Origin of the sequence: Nocardiopsis dassonvillei, assembly GCF_964273065.1 — a bacterium.
Taxonomy (GTDB): Bacteria; Actinomycetota; Actinomycetes; order Streptosporangiales; family Streptosporangiaceae; genus Nocardiopsis; species Nocardiopsis dassonvillei_B.
In genome coordinates, this window is sequence record NZ_OZ186815.1 from 4946265 (window position 1) to 4964256 (window position 17992).

Annotated in this window: 14 protein-coding genes; 9 read left to right on the forward strand and 5 right to left on the reverse strand. The window is 72.7% G+C overall.

What is annotated here, in order from left to right:
• Positions 1–192: 192 nt before the first annotated feature.
• Positions 193–972, forward strand: a complete 780-nt coding sequence (locus ACSUPR_RS22155; protein ID WP_436886627.1) for a hypothetical protein — start codon at positions 193–195, stop codon at positions 970–972.
• A 179-nt stretch (positions 973–1151) separates the two neighbouring features.
• On the forward strand, positions 1152–1517 hold the full coding sequence (locus tag ACSUPR_RS22160; RefSeq protein ID WP_436886628.1) for a thiol-disulfide oxidoreductase DCC family protein: 366 nt from the start codon (positions 1152–1154) through the stop codon (positions 1515–1517).
• 40 nt (positions 1518–1557) lie between these two features.
• On the opposite strand, the gene ACSUPR_RS22165 is transcribed toward ACSUPR_RS22160, so the two are convergent.
• The 3 genes from ACSUPR_RS22165 to ACSUPR_RS22175 form a co-directional block, all read right to left on the reverse strand.
• Positions 1558–2460, reverse strand: coding sequence for a 3-methyladenine DNA glycosylase (locus tag ACSUPR_RS22165; protein WP_436886629.1), 903 nt, complete (start codon positions 2458–2460; stop codon positions 1558–1560).
• A gap of 22 nt (positions 2461–2482) precedes the next feature.
• The gene (locus ACSUPR_RS22170; protein ID WP_436886630.1) at positions 2483–4249 is read right to left on the reverse strand and encodes a hypothetical protein; all 1767 of its coding nucleotides are present in this window, start codon (positions 4247–4249) and stop codon (positions 2483–2485) included.
• Between the two features lie 128 nt (positions 4250–4377).
• A complete protein-coding gene (locus ACSUPR_RS22175; protein ID WP_436886631.1) occupies positions 4378–4800 on the reverse strand; it encodes a hypothetical protein in 423 nt (140 codons plus the stop codon).
• 152 nt (positions 4801–4952) lie between these two features.
• Here ACSUPR_RS22175 and ACSUPR_RS22180 point away from each other — a divergent pair, with 152 nt between their 5' ends.
• Positions 4953–6377 carry an aldehyde dehydrogenase family protein gene (locus ACSUPR_RS22180; RefSeq protein ID WP_436886632.1) on the forward strand — a complete coding sequence of 475 codons (1425 nt, stop codon included), beginning with the start codon at positions 4953–4955 and terminating at the stop codon, positions 6375–6377.
• Positions 6378–6513: 136 nt separating this feature from the next.
• On the opposite strand, the gene ACSUPR_RS22185 is transcribed toward ACSUPR_RS22180, so the two are convergent.
• The gene (locus ACSUPR_RS22185) at positions 6514–7551 is read right to left on the reverse strand and encodes a trypsin-like serine peptidase (RefSeq protein ID WP_436886633.1); all 1038 of its coding nucleotides are present in this window, start codon (positions 7549–7551) and stop codon (positions 6514–6516) included.
• A gap of 247 nt (positions 7552–7798) precedes the next feature.
• Positions 7799–9442 (reverse strand): alpha/beta fold hydrolase, encoded by a 1644-nt coding sequence (locus tag ACSUPR_RS22190; RefSeq protein ID WP_436886634.1) that lies wholly within the window; start codon positions 9440–9442, stop codon positions 7799–7801.
• A 600-nt stretch (positions 9443–10042) separates the two neighbouring features.
• On the opposite strand from ACSUPR_RS22190, the gene dxr reads away from it, so the two are divergent.
• The 6 genes from dxr to ACSUPR_RS22220 all read left to right on the forward strand — a co-directional run bounded on the left by dxr (position 10043) and on the right by ACSUPR_RS22220 (position 17935).
• Positions 10043–11290, forward strand: coding sequence for a 1-deoxy-D-xylulose-5-phosphate reductoisomerase (gene dxr / locus ACSUPR_RS22195; RefSeq protein ID WP_436886635.1), 1248 nt, complete (start codon positions 10043–10045; stop codon positions 11288–11290).
• Between the two features lie 21 nt (positions 11291–11311).
• Positions 11312–12673 (forward strand): M50 family metallopeptidase, encoded by a 1362-nt coding sequence (locus ACSUPR_RS22200; RefSeq protein WP_436886636.1) that lies wholly within the window; start codon positions 11312–11314, stop codon positions 12671–12673.
• Positions 12674–13125: 452 nt separating this feature from the next.
• Positions 13126–14286: a flavodoxin-dependent (E)-4-hydroxy-3-methylbut-2-enyl-diphosphate synthase gene (ispG, locus tag ACSUPR_RS22205; protein WP_436886637.1), complete on the forward strand. Its 1161-nt coding sequence runs from the start codon at positions 13126–13128 to the stop codon at positions 14284–14286.
• A 172-nt stretch (positions 14287–14458) separates the two neighbouring features.
• A complete protein-coding gene (locus ACSUPR_RS22210; RefSeq protein WP_436886638.1) occupies positions 14459–14905 on the forward strand; it encodes a hypothetical protein in 447 nt (148 codons plus the stop codon).
• A 431-nt stretch (positions 14906–15336) separates the two neighbouring features.
• Positions 15337–16821 carry an amino acid permease gene (locus ACSUPR_RS22215; protein WP_436886639.1) on the forward strand — a complete coding sequence of 495 codons (1485 nt, stop codon included), beginning with the start codon at positions 15337–15339 and terminating at the stop codon, positions 16819–16821.
• 304 nt (positions 16822–17125) lie between these two features.
• The gene (locus tag ACSUPR_RS22220) at positions 17126–17935 is read left to right on the forward strand and encodes a carbon-nitrogen hydrolase family protein (RefSeq protein ID WP_436886640.1); all 810 of its coding nucleotides are present in this window, start codon (positions 17126–17128) and stop codon (positions 17933–17935) included.
• The last annotated feature ends 57 nt before the right edge of the window (positions 17936–17992 follow it).

Below are 17992 nucleotides of genomic sequence, written 5' to 3' on the forward strand. Positions count from 1 at the left end.
GTCCGCGCCTTCGCCTGTGGGCAAAGGGTTTTCGGCCCTCGCCCCGCTCGGAGAGGTTTCGGTCGGAGCACCCGGTGCGACTTTGTGACCTGGGGCGAGAGGTTTCCAGTCGGACAATTGGCTATATTCGGCTTGTCCTGTATCTCCGGTATCCCCGCCTACCGGACGACTCTCTGTCCTCAGGAGACTTTCTTGTCCCCCGACTTCCGCCCGGGCGCCTTCGCGCCCCGCGTCCTCGCCGTCTCCGCGCTCGCCGCGGGCCTGGCCTTCGGGGCCGCCGCTCCGGCCTTCGCGTCCCTGCCCTTCGCTCCTCCCGGCGACAACGGCACCGTCAAGATCCACTCCCCGGAGACCCCGGAGGAGGACAACAAGAACCAGCCCAAGGTCTGCGAGTTCCAGATCGTGGGCCACGGGTTCGACCCCGCCCAGGAGGTCACCTGGGAGATCCTCACCCAGGGCGGCAAGCCCTCCGAGCGCGAGGTCGTCCTGGAGGGCGGGCTCGAGCTGGACGAGGAGGGCTCTGGCAGCACCGAGCTGCTCAACCTCGACAACGGGCACTACCGCCTGGAGTGGACCTTCGAGGGCCAGAAGAGCAACGACGCGAAGCACAAGGTCTTCAAGGTCGACTGCCCCGAGCCCGAGCCCGGGCCCAGCGAGGAGCCCTCCACGCCGCCCAGCGGTGAGCCCTCGACCCCGCCGGAGACCGCGGAGCCCTCCGACCCGCCCACGGTCGACCCCTCCGACCCGGCCACCCCCGTGGACCCGGTCGACCCGACCGACCCGGCCACCCCCGTGGACCCGACCGACCCCGCCACCCCGGGCCCGTCGGACGAGCCCTCCGCTCCCGCCGAGGAGAAGCCGAGCCTGGCCCTGACCGGTTCGGCCGTCGCCGGGCTGGTCGCCGCCGGTGTGGCCGCCGCCGGTGGCGGCGGTGCCGCCCTCTACTTCGGCCGCAAGCGCAAGCAGCAGTAGTGGTCCGGCCGTAAGGCACGCAGGGGTGCGCCGCGAACGTGGCGCACCCCTCGCTCATGTCCCGCTTCGCCGGCCCCCCGCCGGGTAGGGGCCGGATACGACCCCTGCCCGGCGGCGGACTCCGCCGCCCCGGAGGGGCGGGCCCGCCGACCGGGCCCCGGACCCGCCAGGAGACTGCGATGGCCCTGTTCCTCTACGACGACGACTGCGGTTTCTGCAAGCGGGCGGTCGTGTTCGCGCGGGACCGCCTACGGGCGCGCACCCGGTTCGCCGCCTGGCAGCACACCGACCTGGACGCCCTCGGCCTCACCCCCGAGCAGACCTCCGAGGCCGCCTGGGTGGTCCACCCCGACGGCCGCCGCCTGAAGGGCGGCGACGCGGTCGCCGAGGTTCTGCTGCGCTCCCGGCCGCTGGTGCGGCCCGTCGGACGCCTGATGCGACTGCCTCTGCTGCGCTCGCTCAACCGCCTCGCCTACCGGTGGGTGGCCGCCAACCGCCACCGCCTGCCCGGCGGCGGCGCCTCCTGCGCGCTGCCCTCCGCGTAGGGCACGGCAGCCCGCCCGGGGCCGCTCCCGGACTCCGCGGTCAGAGCCCCCGCTCCGCGGCCTCGCGCAGCGCCCGGCACACGTCCAGCAGCCGCCCGCGCAGCACGGCGCCGCGTTCGGCGAACCCCTCCTGGGCGCCCATGTACTCGGCCTTGCCCTCGGCGGTCTCGATCCGCACCGGAGCGTACCCCCACTCCCGCAGGTCGTAGGGGGAGGCCCGCATGTCCAGCTCCCGGATCTCCCGGGACAGCTCGAAGCAGTCCACCACCAGCTCCGACGGCACCGCCGGGGACAGCTTGTACGCCCACTTGTACAGGTCCATGTTGGCGTGCAGGCAGCCCGGCTGGTCCAGCTCGACCTGCGTCTCCCGCGTCGGCCGGAGCGTGTTGAGCGGCCGCGCCGGGTCCGTGAAGAACCGGAACGCGTCGAAGTGCGAGCACCGGATGCGGTGCGACTCCACCACCCGGTCGGTCCCCTCGTGCCCCAGCCGCAGCGGGACCTGCCCGTGCCGCACCTCCCGGCTGCGGTACACCATCGCCCACTCGTGCAGCCCGAAGCAGCCCAGGTGGGCGGGCCGGGAGGCGACCGCCGACAGCAGCCCCTCCACGAAGCCCACCACCGGCCGCGCCGCCAGGAACGCCGCCGCGTCCAGCCCCACGCCCCGGGGGGTGCCGACCGCGAACCGCTCGGCCAGCCGCTCCCGGGCGCCCTCCCCGGCCAGTACCGTCCCCACTCCGGGGTCCCAGCGCCGCAGCCGGGCGGGCTTGAGGTTGTAGTAGGTGAACAGGAAGTCCTCCACCGGGTGGCGCTCACCGGTGCGGCGGCGCCGCAGGTGGTCGGCTGTGAGCGCGTCCACCCGCTCCTCGTGGCGGCGGGCGCGGCCGCGCCACTCGTCCTCCGCCAGTACCTCCACGGTCCCCGCGGACCCGGTGCTCGTTCCCATCACGGCCCCAGGGTACGCGCGGTCAGTTCGACTGCTGAACCGGCAGGTGGCGCCCCAGGTACCCGATGTACACCCGGTTGGTGGTGCCCGGCCCCAGGTCGGGGTAGAAGTACAGCCGCGGGCAGATCCCGTACTCGATGTCGAGCTTGATGTGCGCGTACATCGGCACCCGCCCGGCGGGGTCGACGTCCGGCGGTACGCGGAAGAACCGCTTCTCGTTGAGCTTGCCCCGGTTGCGGACGTGGTCGGACTCCTGCGACGCCAGCCGCTTGACCGGGATCACCCGGTACCCGTCGGGGGTCTCCTTCAGGTACGAGTGGAACCCCAGTCCCCGGTCGGGGTTGTCGAACTGGTAGCGGGCGTAGTCGTTGAGGGCGAGCAGGGCCTCCCAGGCCCGGGTCACCCACAGCGACTCCTTGCGGCTGTCGGAGAGCTCGTAGACCGTCTGGTCCTCGATGGTGAAGAAGAGGTGCGGCAGGGCGGTGTCGTCCGTGATCCGCTCCAGCAGCTCGGACACGCTGTGCGGGGGGCGGCGGGCCGGGTCGCGCGGGGCGGGGGCGGCGGCCAGCCGGAACAGCCCGGCCTCACGGGCCTGTTCGCGCAGCCAGCGCACCTCGTAGCGGGCGCCGCGCAGCCGCCCGCGCTCCTCGTCCAGCTCCTCGGCGAGGTCGGCGCTCTCGGCGAGCAGCTGCCGGCGCTCCTCGGCCAGTTCGCCGATCCGCTCGCCCTGCCGGGTGACCTCCTCCTTGAGGCGCTGCACCTGGAGTTCCAGGGCCTTGATCTCCTGGGCCGCGGCCGGTTCGGCGGCCTGGTCCGGGTCGGCCGCCGGGTGCGTCCCCGCGCCGGGGGCGCCGGGGGAGAAGCCGTTCTGGGGGGCGGGTGCGCGGCGCAGGTCCTCGGTCTCCTCGTCGAGGAGGGCGTCCACCGCCCTGAGGGGGTCGGGCAGGGTGACCTCCAGGGCGTTCTCCCTGACCCGCCGGGACAGCGCCGCCCCCACCCAGTTGCGGATCCGCTCCCCCTCGCGGGCGGTGTCCAGGGTGGTCGGGCTCATCCGGGGATGCCGGGAGGGATCGCCGCCCACACCGGGTAAGAAGGTGCGCACCCCGCCGGCGGGGATGTCCATCCCCGCGGGGAGCAGGTCCACGATCCGCTCCTGGGCCGCGCAGTCCAGCACGTACACCGAGCACATGCCGGTGCACCTGGACAGGGCGGCGGCCATGGCGGTGCGCCAGTCCGCGACGGTGACGTCCCCGGGGGCGCCGGTCGCCAGCACCGCCAGACGGCGCCGGGGATCGCGGATCGCGGAGACCAGCGTGTCCATCAGGGTGTCGTCCCGGCCGCGTACTATCACCGGCGCCGCGTGCACCCGGTGGCCGCCGTCGTGCGCGGGAAGGGCGTCCAGCAGCATCCGCGCGGCCTCGGGCGGCATGATGTCGAGCCGGGGCTGCTCGGAGGCGCCCGCGGTGTCCACCGTCATGTCCAGCCACAGGTACCGCCAGGGCGCCAGCTCCGGGTCCACGACGACGGTGACGGTCGTCCGCCACACCCCGTCGGGCTTGTCGGACTCGGTGGTCAGCCGCAGGAAGGACAGGCCCTCCTCGGGGTTGTCGTGCCGCACCACCAGCGCCCGGGAGCGGTTGCTCAGCTCATGGCGGCCGGAGGAGGCGAAGTCCACGCGCGCTCCCGAGTTCCCCCGCTTGCTCAGCCACCGGGACAGCACGGCCGACGCGGTGGCGATGGGGTCCTGGTCCTCCGGGACCGCGATGAGCGTGCGGTAGACAAGCGGCAATGGGCACTCCCGGGCTTCCGTCGTCGGCGGCGGACCCGAGGACCCGACCCGTACGCACCGGTAGAGCCCTCACCACCACTGTGTACGAAAGAACACTTCGGCGCCAGCCGAGCGACCGAAGGCGGTCTTCACGTGGTCGCTTCGCCCAGGGTGTACCCGTCCTCCGCCCAGGGAATCTCGATGTCTTCGATGTGCACGTGCCACCGGGCGCCGGGCAGGGCCCGGCGCATCCGGGTGAGGGCGTCCAGGTAGTGGCGCAGCTGGGCGAGGAGGGGCTCGCTCCCGCAGGCCGGCGGCATCTTGCTGGACCCGGCCAGGACCTGGCTCCCGTGGAGGTGCTCCTCCGGGTAGAGGAACAGCCCCTCGAAGATCTCCGCCGGCGAGAGGTACTCGACGGGCACCTCTCCCGAGGCGTGCCAGGCCGAGAACAGCTCCAGGGCCTCCTCCCGCAGGGCTTCCTCCCCCTCCGCGGCCAGGAGCCCGACGGTCGCGCGCTCGTCCGCGCTCAGCGGGCTGTCGCGTTCGGCGCTGTAGTAGAGGGAGACTCCCATGGCGGACCTTCCTTCGGGTACGGGTGTGCGTCGGGTCCTGCGGGACGACCCTGGAAGACGCCTCCGACATGCTCCATTGCGGCCAATCGGCCGCAGCGTCCTGGCAAGTCTGGACAAGGCGCCGGCCGATCCCGGGCACTAGCGTCCCTTCCATGTCCACGCACCCGTTCTGGCTGGCCGGCACCGCCGTGACCGGCGACAGCGAACTCACCGTCGTCAACCCCTACACCGGCGAGGTCGCGGGCCGGGTCTCCGTGCCCACCGCCGACCAGGTCGAGCAGGCCGTCGCCGCCGCGCAGGCCGCGGCCGCCGAGGCCGCCGCCCTGCCCGCGCACGCCAAGGCCGCGGCCCTCGACCACATCTCCCGCCGCATCGGCGAGCGGGCCGAGGAGATCGCGCAGACCATCACCGCCGAGAGCGGCAAGCCGATCAAGTGGGCCCGGGTCGAGGCCGCCCGCGCCGTGTCCGTGTTCCGCTGGGCCGCCGAGGAGGCGCGCCGCGACAGCGGCGAGCTCCAGCGCCTGGACACCGACCCCGGCGGCACCGGTCGGATGGCCCTGGTCCGCCGGGTCCCGCACGGCCCCGTGCTCGGGATCTCGCCGTTCAACTTCCCACTGAACCTGGTCGCCCACAAGATCGCCCCGGCGATCGCGGTCGGCGCCCCCATCATCCTCAAGCCGGCCCCGGCCACCCCGATGACGGCGCTGCTGCTGGGCGAGATCATCGCGGAGACCGACCTGCCCGCGGGCACGGTGTCGGTGCTGCCCATGCCCAATGACCTGGCCGGGCGCCTCATCGACGACGCCCGCCTGCCGGTCATCTCGTTCACCGGGGGCGCCTTCGGCTGGGAGATCCAGAAGCGGGCCCCGCACAAGCACGTCACCCTGGAGCTCGGCGGCAACGCCGCGGCCGTGGTGCTCGACGACGCCGACCTGGACTGGGCGGCGTCGCGCGTCGCCCTCTTCGGCAACAACCAGGCCGGGCAGGTCTGCATCGGCGTGCAGAGGGTCGTCGTCACCGACGCCGTGTACGAGGAGTTCACGGCGCGCCTGGTCGGGAAGGTGGAGGAGCTGGGCACCGGCGACCCCGCCGACGAGGGCACCGACGTGGGACCGCTGGTGGACGAGGCCGCCGCGGTCCGTGTCCAGGAGTGGGTGGACGAGGCCGTGGAGGGCGGAGCGAAGCTGCTCACCGGCGGCACCCGTGACGGCGTGACCGTGGCCCCGACGGTGATCGCCGACGCCCCCGCCGACAGCCGGGTGATGCGCCAGGAGGTGTTCGGCCCGGTGCTGGTGCTCCAGCGGGTCGCCGACACCGACGCGGCCTTCGCCGCGGTCAACGACAGCGACTTCGGACTCCAGGCGGGCGTGTTCACCCGCGACCTGCCGACCGCGTTCCGGGCCCACCGGGAGCTGGAGGTCGGCGGCGTGATCATCGGCGACGTGCCGACCTTCCGCGCCGACCAGATGCCCTACGGCGGGGTGAAGGGTTCGGGCGTGGGCCGCGAGGGCGTGCGCGCGGCCATGACGGACCTGACCTACGAGCGGGTCATGGTGCTCACCGGCATCAGCCTGTGAACCGCCGCTGACGGCTCCCGCCCGGAGCGAGGCCGGGCGGGGGCGGCGACGGGAGCGCGGTGCGGCGGGAGCGCGGTGCGGCGGGAGCGCGGTGCGGCGGGAGCGCGGCACCGCGCTCCCGCCGCGGGGGAGGCGTCTACAGCCCGGCGGCGTGGTCGTACAGCTTGCGGGCCTGCGTGCCGAACCGCGGCCCGTACTGGGTCCGCCGGTCGTCGGCGTACTTGAAGCTCACCACCGAGGACACCGTGCCCGCGCCCGTCTCGGTGTCGAACCCGGTCAGCCACGGGCCCCCGCTGGAGCCCTGGGTCATCCCGCAGCGCATGCCGTTGGCGGTGGTCCCGCCGGTGTCGGGGCGGGTGCGGCCCGAGCAGTAGTGCAGCTCGCGCCCGTTGTACGGGGACGCCGCCGGGTACCCGAACGAGTACACCTGCACCCCGTCGCGCACCCGGGTCTCCGTCCAGGTGTCGAAGGCGATCCGCTGGGCGCCCACCCTGTCCTGCACGGCCCGGCCGTCGTCGGTGTTGACCACCGCGACCGCCAGGTCGAAGCTGTCGTCGGCCCTCCTGGACCACTCCGGGGACACCAGCAGGTCGCGGGCGGTGTAGCGGCCGTAGGGCGAGGACCCGTCGCTGAACCCGGGCACGAACGTCCAGTTCCGCGCCCAGGAGCCGGTGCCGTCCTTGGCGCAGTGCCCGGCGGTGATGACGGTGCTCCGGTTGGGGGAGTCCACCACCGACGCCGAGCAGGTGAAGTCGCGTCCGTCCATCGTGAGGAACACCTTGCCGGTGGTGCGCACGACCCGGCCCCCGGCGGTCCACGCCTCCCCGGTGCTGTCGGCGCGCGGGGAGGTCTGGTGCTCGGCCTCGGGGCGGGAGAGCACCGCGGGCGCCTCGGGGAGGTTCCGGGCGAGCAGGTCGGTGATGGGCCGGGCGGCGGCCATGCGCTCGGGAGTCCAGTAGGACAGCACGGCACGGTGCTGTTCCCGGGTGACCGCCGCGCTCTGCCGTACCACTCCGTCGGCCTCGTCGAGGGCGGAGTGCGCCTCGTGGAGGCGTTCGGGGACGGTCCCGGCCTGTGCGGGTGCGAGGGACCGGTCGGCGTGGACGAGGCCGCCGACGGCGAGGGCCGCCGCTGCGAGCGCGGCCAGGAGTTTGTGCGCGGTGGACGAGGTCATGGACCGCATTTTTGCACACCTGAAGTAATCACATGACTACTTTGAGTTTGTGTCCGCGGTTTTTCGGGAAGGCGCGAACAGCCGCCCCCGACACGGGTCCCGTATCGGGGGCGGCCTGGGCGGTCGCGCCGCGCCGCGGGAGTGGCACGGCGCGCCGCCGGTAGCGGGGGCCGGTTTCCGGTCCGCCCGCGGCGGGATCACGGCGGTGCCGTTTCGGCGCCGCGGAGCCCGCCGGGGCGGTCCGGGATCAGGCGAAGGGGATGGTCACCCGGGTGGGCTCGGCCTCGGGGGAGGTCACCGTCACCCGGTTCCCGATCACGCTCTCGCTGCCGTAGCGCAGGTCGCGGGTGTCCACCACGACGGCGAGCCGGTGCCCGGCGGGCACGTCCCACACCACCGGGGACAGCTCGGTCGTCACGGTCACCGGTGCTCCCGGCACCGCGTCGCGCAGCGTGTAGGGGGCGTGGGAGAGCAGGGACCCCCGGCCCTGGGCGTCGATCGTGTACAGGTACACGAACACGGACTGCTTCCGCGCGGTGGGGGTGAACGTGAACGTGGCCTCCGGCGTACCCGCCACCCGGGCGCCGTCCGGGTAGGCGGGGCTCGTCCACACCCCCGCCCGGTAGCGGTCCACGGTGGGCAGCAGCACCCCGGTGGGCACGTCGAAGAACTGCTGGAGGGCGCCGGAGAGCATCACGGTCCCGCTCTCGGCGGTGGTGCCGATCCCGGTCCGCACGCCGTAGCTCCAGCCGGTGGCCGGGTCGGCGCCCATCGCGCCGCTGTTCTGCCAGCGGGCCCAGTCCGTGCCGGGCCTGTCCAGGTGGAAGGTCTGCTCGCTTCCGGTCACCGACTCCCAGTCCGGGTACGAGGTCCAGGCCCCGCGCCCGTTGTTGGGCTTGACCATGACCGGGTCGGCGGTGTCCACGCCGTTGTCCTCGCCCTTGAGGTGGTGGTCGAACCAGTCTCCGACGCCCGCCCAGATCTCGTCGGGCAGCCCGGCCGCGCCGAAGATCTCCTGGGTGGCGTGGTCGCCGGGGGCGACCATCAGCCGCTTGGGGCCGGTCAGTTCGCCGTAGAAGTCGGTGATGTGTCCGATCGGGAACATGCCGTCGTTCCAGCCGTGGGCCATCATCACGGCGGTGCCGTTGGCGTTGAGCCGGTCGACCTTGGTGGCGGCCGACCGGTCGGGGGCCATGTCCAGGGCGGGCTGGATGTCGCCGCGCCGGTAGGCGCGCTCCACGTTCCGGAGGGTCTCGCCCTTGCGGCCGGTCAGCGCGGCCGCGCCCAGCAGCAGTTCGGCGGACTGCACGTCGACCGTCTCGTTGGGGTACAGGGACACCTGGAGGTCGGCCCAGCCGCTGAGCGAGGCCACCGCCTTGATCCGGTCGTCCTCGGCCGCGGTGAGCAGGCTGATTCCGCCGCCGTAGGAGATCCCGGCCATGCCGATGCGCTCGGGGTCGGCGTCGGTGTTCTCCAGGGCCCAGTCGATCACCGCGCCGGCGTCGGCCCGGTCCTGCGGCCCGGCGACCTCGATGGCGCCGCCGGAGTCCCAGAATCCGCGCGAGGAGTAGGTGACGACCTGGTAGCCGGACTCCTGGGCGAGCCGGGCGCCGGCGCCGACGTAGAGCAGGTGCGGGGTGGCCCAGGCGGACGGCATGACCAGCAGGGGGTGCGGGCCCTCGACGCCGGTGGGGGTGATGACCTTGGCCGCGAGCCGGGTTCCGTCGTGGCTGGTGATGGTCACGTAGCGGATCTCGGAGCCGACCGCCGCGGCGGCCGGGGCCGGGGACAGCAGGACCGCGGCGAGTACTGCCGCCACCAGGCCGGACAGCAGCCGGACGGGGGCGGTGCGGCGGGGCGGGGGAGCGGAACGGGGGATCTGGGAACGCATGTGTCGGGAACCTCGGGGAGCAGGGACGGGAGGTTTCCGATGGGTCGTCGCGCCGCCGGTGGCCATCGGGGGAGGGCCGGTGGTCGGACCGGCCGGAGTACGGGGGATCAGGGGGTGAGGGGGGCAAGTGACTGTGAGGTAACTTACTCATCGGTTAAGTTAAGACAGCGGGGACCGCTTGTAAAGACCCGTCGACCCGCGGTCCCGCCCGCCCTCCGTCCCACCCGGCTCCTCCGTCCCGCCCGCCCCGTCCGCCGTGCAGGCCACGGGCCGCCGTGCCGGCCCCGGCCGTCCCGGTCCGCTCCGGCCGCCACCCGGGCCGCCCGCCCGCAGCGGTGGCCTCCGCCGGACCGTGCCGCCCCGCGGCCCGCCCCTCCCGTGCCTGCTCGCGCCGCGCTCGTCCGCCGGCCCGGGTGCGGGGCGGGCCCGGGCCGGACCGTCCCGGCGGCCTTCCGCCCGTGCTCCCTCCCCGCCCCGCGGGTGCCGGGCCGCAGGGGGCGGCCGGTCCCGTGCCGCGCACCCGTCCGGAAGCGGAGGGGCGCGGGGGAGGGTCCTCCACAGGCCCCGGCGACGGCTCGCCGGTTGCGCGACAATGGGGGTGTGCGACAAGAACAGCAGCGAACCGTAGTCCTCCTCGGCTCCACCGGCTCGATCGGCACCCAGGCCCTGGACCTCGTCCACCGCAACCCCGACCGCTTCCGCGTCTCCGCGCTGGCCGCCGGGGGCGGCCGGGTGGACCTGCTCGCCAAGCAGGCCGCCGAGTTCGACGTCCCACGGGTGGCCGTGGCCGACCCGGCCAGAGCCGACGAGCTGCGGCGCGCCCTCGCCGGACACGGCTCCGGCGCCACCGTGCTCGCAGGTCCCGAGGGGGTGGCCGAGATCGCCGCCGAGCCCTGCGACGTCGTCCTCAACGGCATCACCGGGGCCCTGGGCCTGGAGTCCACGCTCGCCGCGCTGCGCGCCGGGAGCACCCTGGCGCTGGCCAACAAGGAGTCGCTCATCATCGGCGGGCCGCTGGTCCGCGCGCTGGCCCGGCCGGGCCAGATCATCCCCGTCGACTCCGAGCACTTCGCCATCGCCCAGTGCTTCCCCCACCTGCCGGAGGCGGAGCTGCGCAGCCTCGCCCAGGGCCACGTGACCGCCCGCCGCGACGAGGTGCGCCGACTGGTCGTCACCGCCAGCGGCGGCCCCTTCCGCGGACGCCGCCGGGAGGAGCTGGAGCGCGTCACCCCCGCCGACGCCCTGAACCACCCCACCTGGAGCATGGGCCCGGTCATCACCGTCAACTCCGCGACCCTGGTCAACAAGGGCCTGGAGGTGATCGAGGCCAACCTGCTGTTCGACATCCCCTTCGACCGCATCGACGTGGTCGTGCACCCGCAGTCGATCGTCCACTCGATGGTCGAGTACGTGGACGGCTCCACCATCGCCAAGGCCAGCCCGCCCAGCATGATGATCCCCATCGCCTACGGCATGAGCGCCCCCGACCGGGTGCCCGACGCCGCCCCGGGCATGGACTGGACCAGGGCCCAGTCCTGGACCTTCGAGCCGCTGGACCACGAGGCGTTCCCCGCCGTCCGGCTGGCCTGCGAGGTCGGCGAGGCGGGCGGCACCGCCCCGGCCGTGTACAACGCGGCCAACGAGGAGGCCGTCGACGCCTTCCTCAGCGGAAACCTCGCGTTCCCGGCCATCCTGGACACCGTCGCGCGGGTAGTCTCTGAGCATCAGCGAACGGAACGCCCCGGTGCAGCGTCCCACGGACCAGGGGACCTCACCCTCGACGACGTGTACGCCGCTGACGGATGGGCCCGTACCCGAGCGCGCGAACTGGTCGCACGCCGGGCCTGACACCGGTGTAGGGAGAGATGCATGGTCCTGCTGCTGACCGTGGTCGGGATCGTCCTTTTCGTCCTGGGGCTGCTCTTCTCGATCGCCTGGCACGAACTCGGACACCTCGGCACCGCCAAGCTGTTCGGCATCAAGTGCACCGAGTACATGGTGGGGTTCGGCAAGACCCTCTGGTCGTTCCGCAGGGGTGAGACCGAGTACGGCGTCAAGGCCGTACCCCTGGGCGGCTACGTCCGCATGGTCGGGATGATGCCGCCCGCGCGGCGGCCCGCCGACGACGGCGGACGCAAGCTCTCCCGCTGGCGCGCCATGGCCGAGGACGCCCGCGAGGCCTCCTACGTGGAGCTCGGGCCCGAGGACCAGGACCGGCAGTTCTACCAGCGCGCCCCCTGGAAGCGCCTCATCGTCATGTTCGCCGGGCCCGGCATGAACGTGGTCCTCGCGGCCGTCCTGCTCGGTGTGCTCTTCATGGGCATCGGCGTCCCGCAGCAGACCACCCAGATCGGGGTGGTCAACGAGTGCGTGGTCTCCGCCGAGGTCCAGAACGAGGTCGACTCCTGCGAGGGGCAGCCGCCCACCCCGGCCATCGAGGCGGGGCTGCGCGCGGGCGACGTCATCGTCGAGGTCGACGGGCGGCCGACCCCGGAGTGGAACGACGCCAACCAGCTCATCCGCTCCTCGCTGGGGCCCACCGAGATCGTGGTGGAGCGCGACGGCGAGAGGATCCCGGTCACCGCCAGGATCATCGAGAACGAGCTCCCGGCCCGCGACGCCGAGGGCGACTTCATCTACGAGACCGACGCCGGCGGCGACCCGCTGGTCGACGAGCAGGGCTTCCCCGTCTACAAGATGGAGACGGTCGGCTTCCTGGGCATCATGTTCGCCACCGAGCGCGCCCCGCTCACCCTCGCCGAGTCGGCGGGTGAGATGGGCACGATGATGCTCGGTGTCGGCGAGGCGCTCATCGCCCTGCCGTCCAAGATCCCCGGGGTGTTCGGCGCCGCCTTCCTGGGCGAGGAGCGCACCGCGGACTCGCCGGTCGGCATCGTCGGGATCTCCCGCATCGGCGGCGAGATCATGGCCCAGGGCCTGCCCATCGCCGACACCGCCTCGATCATGCTCCAGATCCTGGCGGGCGTGAACCTCTTCCTGTTCGCCTTCAACATGCTGCCGATCCTGCCGCTGGACGGCGGGCACATGGCGGGGGCCATCTGGGAGTGGATCAAGCGCGGCTGGGCCAAGCTCACCCGCAGACCCGAGCCGGCCCCGGTGGACGTGGCCATGCTGACCCCGGTGGCCTACATCGTGGTGGCCTGCTTCCTGGCGTTCAGCGTGGTCCTGCTCATCGCCGACCTGTTCAACCCGGTCCGGCTGTTCGGCTGACCGTCCGTCCGAAGGCCCCGGACCCGGAGTACGTACCGGGCCCGGGGCCTTCGGCGCCCGCGGACACCGCTCCCCGGTGGCCCCCGCCCCGGGACCGCCCGTCCCGGCGGACCGCCGTCCACGCCGGCTCCGCGTCGGGTCCACGCCGCGTCCACCCCGGGGCCGCCCCCCGTCCACCCGGTGTCCGCCCATTCCGTCGAACGGCTGTTCCGGCCGGTGGGCGCCCGGGCCACCCGGTCCGGAGAACCTTCCCGTGTGGTGCGGGGCACCCTCCGAGGTACGGGTAATCTGGGGGCGCGAGCCGGGAACGGCGGAACGTCCCGCACGGCCGCCCCGCACAGGCGTCGATTTCCGGTCGTGGCTCCGCGCAGCGCGCCGGATGCCTTCTCTGTGAACCGGACGAAATTCCAAGTGCCGCCCCTCCCTCCGGCGGCAGACGAGGTGAATCAAGCGTGACGACCGTCGATCTCGGTATCCCCGCCACCCCGCCGCGCCCGCTGGCGACCCGGCGCAAGACCCGGCAGATCATGGTCGGCAACGTCCCCGTGGGCGGGGACGCGCCGGTGTCCGTGCAGTCCATGACCACCACCCGTACCTCCGATATCAACGCCACGTTGCAGCAGATCGCGGAGCTGACCGCTTCGGGCTGCCAGATCGTGCGGGTGGCGGTGCCCACCAACGACGACGCCGACGCGCTGGCGGTCATCGCCAGGAAGTCGCAGATCCCGGTGATCGCCGACATCCACTTCCAGCCCAAGTACGTGTTCCAGGCCATCGACGCCGGGTGTGCGGCGGTGCGCGTCAATCCGGGCAACATCAAGAAGTTCGACGACAAGGTCGCCGAGATCGCCAGGGCCGCCTCCGCGGCGGGCACCCCGATCCGTATCGGTGTCAACGCCGGGTCTTTGGACAAGCGCCTGCTGGCCAAGTACGGCAGGGCCACCCCCGAGGCTTTGGTGGAGTCGGCGCTGTGGGAGTGCTCGCTGTTCGAGGAGCACGGGTTCCGCGACATCAAGATCTCGGTCAAGCACAACGACCCGGTGGTGATGGTCAACGCCTACCGCCAGCTGGCCTCGGCCTGTGACTATCCGCTGCACCTGGGGGTGACCGAGGCCGGTCCGGCCTTCCAGGGCACCATCAAGTCGGCGGTGGCGTTCGGTGCGCTGTTGTCGGAGGGTATCGGTGACACCATCCGGGTGTCGTTGTCGGCGCCTCCGGCGGAGGAGGTCAAGGTCGGTACGCAGATCCTGGAGTCCCTGGGTCTGCGCGAGCGGGGTCTGGAGATCGTGTCCTGCCCCAGTTGCGGGCGGGCGCAGGTGGATGTGTACACGCTGGCCGAGGAGGTCACCGCCGGGCTGGAGGGTCTGGAGGTGCCGTTGCGGGTGGCTGTCATGGGCTGCGTCGTCAACGGTCCGGGTGAGGCCCGTGAGGCCGATCTGGGTGTGGCCTCGGGCAACGGCAAGGGCCAGATCTTCGTCAAGGGCGAGGTCGTCAAGACCGTGCCCGAGTCCAAGATCGTGGAGACGCTGATCGAGGAGGCCATGCGCATCGCCGAGGAGATGGGCGAGGCCGGTGTCGGGCCGGGCGAGCCCACCGTCGCCGTCGCCGGCTGACACCCGCCCTCCGCGCCTCCAACGGCCGCGCCCCCGACCGGGGGCGCGGCCGTTCGCGTTGTCCGAGACCCCTGCCGCCGCTGCGTCACCGCGCTGTTCGGGAGTGTGACGTGCGCGGATCCGGGCAAGCAGAGGTCAAGTGATTCCCGGCCCCTGGCAAAGAGGAGATGACATGGCTCCCGCGCGATTCGTCGTCCGCAGGTCACCGATCGGACCGGTCCTCCTCACCACGGCGGCGGTACTCGTCTCCCTCCCCGCTCTCTGGGCCGCAGGACTGGAGACGCTGTACCCGGCCGTACTGGTCGTGTCCATTGTGATCGGCCTCGGGATCTGGAGGTGGCGCGGCACCTATCTCGTGATGGAGATCCTGGAGGACCGGGTCACCGTGTCCGGTGCCGCGGTCTCCCCGGATCCGGGGGAACCCGTGGTCGCGGAGACCGGCGAGCATTTCGCCATCGAGGAGGGGCGCCTCGTGCACGTGTCGGCGAACGGCGACCGCACACCGCTCCCGGTCCACCGCCGCGGGGCCGACCGCGGGCAGTGGAACGCGATGGCCTCGGCCCTGGAACGGGCACGTCCGGGCGAAGCACCCGTGAGGCCCGACGGATCCGGAGTCTGAGTCCGAGAAAGGCCGCGTCCCCGACCGGGGCGCGGCCGCTCGCGTGTCCGAGGCGGCTGCCCGGCAGGTGCCCGGGAAGGATGCCGGGGGTGAGGGTGTTACAGGGCCGGCGGGACCGTTCGGACAGGGTTGTTTCCTGTATACGCGCAGGTCACCCGTGCGACATCACACAGGGTGATTTGATGTGGCATCGATCACGTTGATGTGCGTTTTCTTGCGCTGGAACGCATGCCTCGCGCGTGAATTCCGGATAGACGCAACGAATGTGGGTCATGTTACCCAGGTAACGCGGTTACCGTTGCTGAGGGCGTTTTCCCACTGTTAACGGGACGAAGGGAACGCCCGTCCCCCCACACCGCACCCCATCCGGGGCACTGAAGCGTGCCCGCGTCCGGGGCCGGTGTGTCCGCGTATGAAACAAGGAGTGACACGTGGTCGACCAGAAGACCCCCGCGGGTACCCCCGGGGTACCCGTGCGCCCGGGCGGTGCGCCCGCGCTTCGGGAGCGCCTCACCCGGCGCAAGCCGGTGGAGAAGCTCGTCGCCGAGACCGAGGGCGCCGCCGGCGCCGGGCTCCAACGGCACATGGGCTTCTGGCAGCTGTCCATGATCGGCATCGGCGCGACCCTGGGAACCGGCATCTTCGTGGTCCTGGGCGAGGCCGTGCCCGTCGCCGGACCGGCCGTCATGCTCTCCTTCGTGCTCGCGGGCATCACCGCCCTGTTCTCCGCCCTGGCCTACGCCGAGATGGCGGGCATGATCCCGGCCTCCGGCTCGGCCTACTCCTACAGCTACGCCACCATCGGCGAGTTCATGGCGTGGGTCTGCGGCTGGTGCCTCATGCTCACCTACGGTGTCTCCGTGGCGGCCGTGGGCGTGGGCTGGGGGCAGTACATCAACGAACTGCTGCACCTGACCACCGGCCTCTCCCTGCCGTCCGCGGTCCTGGCCGGGCCGATGGAGGGCGGGCTGGTCAACCTCCCGGCCGCCGTGGTCGTCCTGCTGTCGATGTTCGCCCTGCTCGCCGGGGTGCGTGAGAGCAGCCGCGTCAACGCGGTCATGGTCGCCATCAAGATCGCCATCCTGGTGATGTTCGTGGCCATCGCCGTCACCGCCGTCCAGGACGGCAACTTCGCCCCCTTCATGCCCATGGGCATGGCGGGCGTCAGCGCCGCGGGCGCCACCCTGTTCTTCTCCTACATCGGGTTCGACTCGGTCTCCACCGCCAGCGAGGAGGCCAAGAACCCGCAGCGCGACCTGCCGCGCGCGATCATGTTCTCGATGATCCTGGTGACCGCCATCTACTGCCTGGTGGCCTTCGCCGCGGTCGGCGCGCTGAACTGGACCGACTTCGCCGACGGCGAGACCTCCCTGGCGGGCATCCTCACCGCCGTCACCGGCACCCCCGTCTGGGCGGTCATCTTCGCCGCGGGCGCCGTGCTGGCCCTGGCCAGCGTCGTCCTGGTGGTCCTCTACAGCCAGACCCGCATCCTCTTCGTGATGTCGCGCGACGGCCTGATCCCCAAGGCGTTCTCCAAGGTCGACGCCAACGGCACCCCGCGCCTGAACACGGTCATCACCTCCGTGCTGATCGCGGTCCTGGCCGCGTTCATCCCGCTGGGCCCGCTCGCCGACGCCACCGCCATCGGCACCCTGTTCGCGTTCGCTCTGGTGAACGTGGCGGTGCTGGTGCTGCGCCGGACCCGGCCGGACCTGCCCCGCGCCTTCCGGGTGCCGGGTGCGCCGGTCACCCCCGTCCTGGGCGTGCTGGCCTGCGCCTACATGATGGCCAGCATGGGCGTCAGCGTGTGGGTGGCGTTCGTCGCGTGGCTGGTCGTCGGCCTGGCGATCTACTTCGGCTACAGCATGAAGCGCTCCGCACTGGAGACCGGGGACGCCGTCGAGGCCCGTTCCTGACCTGAGACGGAGCCCACGGAGGGGGCCGGGACTTCCCGGCCCCCTCCGGTGTGTTCCAGGGTGGGACTCCCGGAGGCGGTGCGACGGCGCCCGGCGCACGCCTGCGCAGCGAATGCCCGCACACGCGCAAAGAACCACGTCCATGCGGCGAAAATGCGCAAAGCATCCGATGTGCGACGCACACTTCGCACGGGGGCCGCCGCCTAGAGTGGATCCGGCCTCGCAGCCGCCCCACCAGCGGCGACGGGACCCGGAACGGAACGCGGCGACGGCGCCGCAAGGCATGAACGGAACGGAGGAGCGGATGGCACGGCGGACCCTGCGCGTGGCCCTGGACCAGGGCACCGGACGCAGCGGCGACCCCGCCGACGCCCTGGCCCGCCTCTCCGACCGGGCGCGTGCCGCCGCCGACGCGGGCGCCGACCTCCTCGTCGGCCCGGAGATGTCGCTGACCGGCTACAACATCGGACCGGACGCCGCACGCCTGGCCGAACCCGTTGACGGCCGCCTGGCAGCGCACGTCGCACGGATCGCCGCAGACAGCGGCGTGGCCATCGTCCACGGTTTCCCGGAGCGCGACGGCGACGCGGTGTACAACACCGTCCTCCTCACCGGCCCGGACGGCTCGCGGCTGGCCGCCTACCGCAAGACCCACCTGTTCGGCGACCTCGACCGCCGGGCCTTCACCCCCGGGAACACCCCGGTGGTCCAGGCCGACCTGGGCGGGGTGCGCCTGGGACTGCTGGTCTGCTACGACGTCGAGTTCCCCGAACCGGTGCGCGCCCACGCGCTCGCCGGCACCGAGCTGCTCGTCGTCCCCACCGCCCTCATGCTGCCCTTCACCCAGGTCCCCGACCGGATCGTCCCGGTACGGGCGCTGGAGAACCAGATCCACCTGGCGTACGTGAACCGCTGCGACACCGAGGGCGACCTGCGCTACGCGGGCCGCAGCGCCCTCATCGCGCCCGACGGCTCCGAGACCCTGCGCGCCGGGCCCGGCGAGGAACTCCTCGTGGGCGACGTCGACCTCGGGGCCGTCGCCCGCGCCCGCGAGGAACAGTCCTACCTGGACGACCGCAGACCGGCCCTCTACGGCTCCCTGAGCCGCGACTGAGTCCGGCCCCGACCGCCGGGCCCCACCCGACCCCGCGCCCACAGCGCACCGCCACAC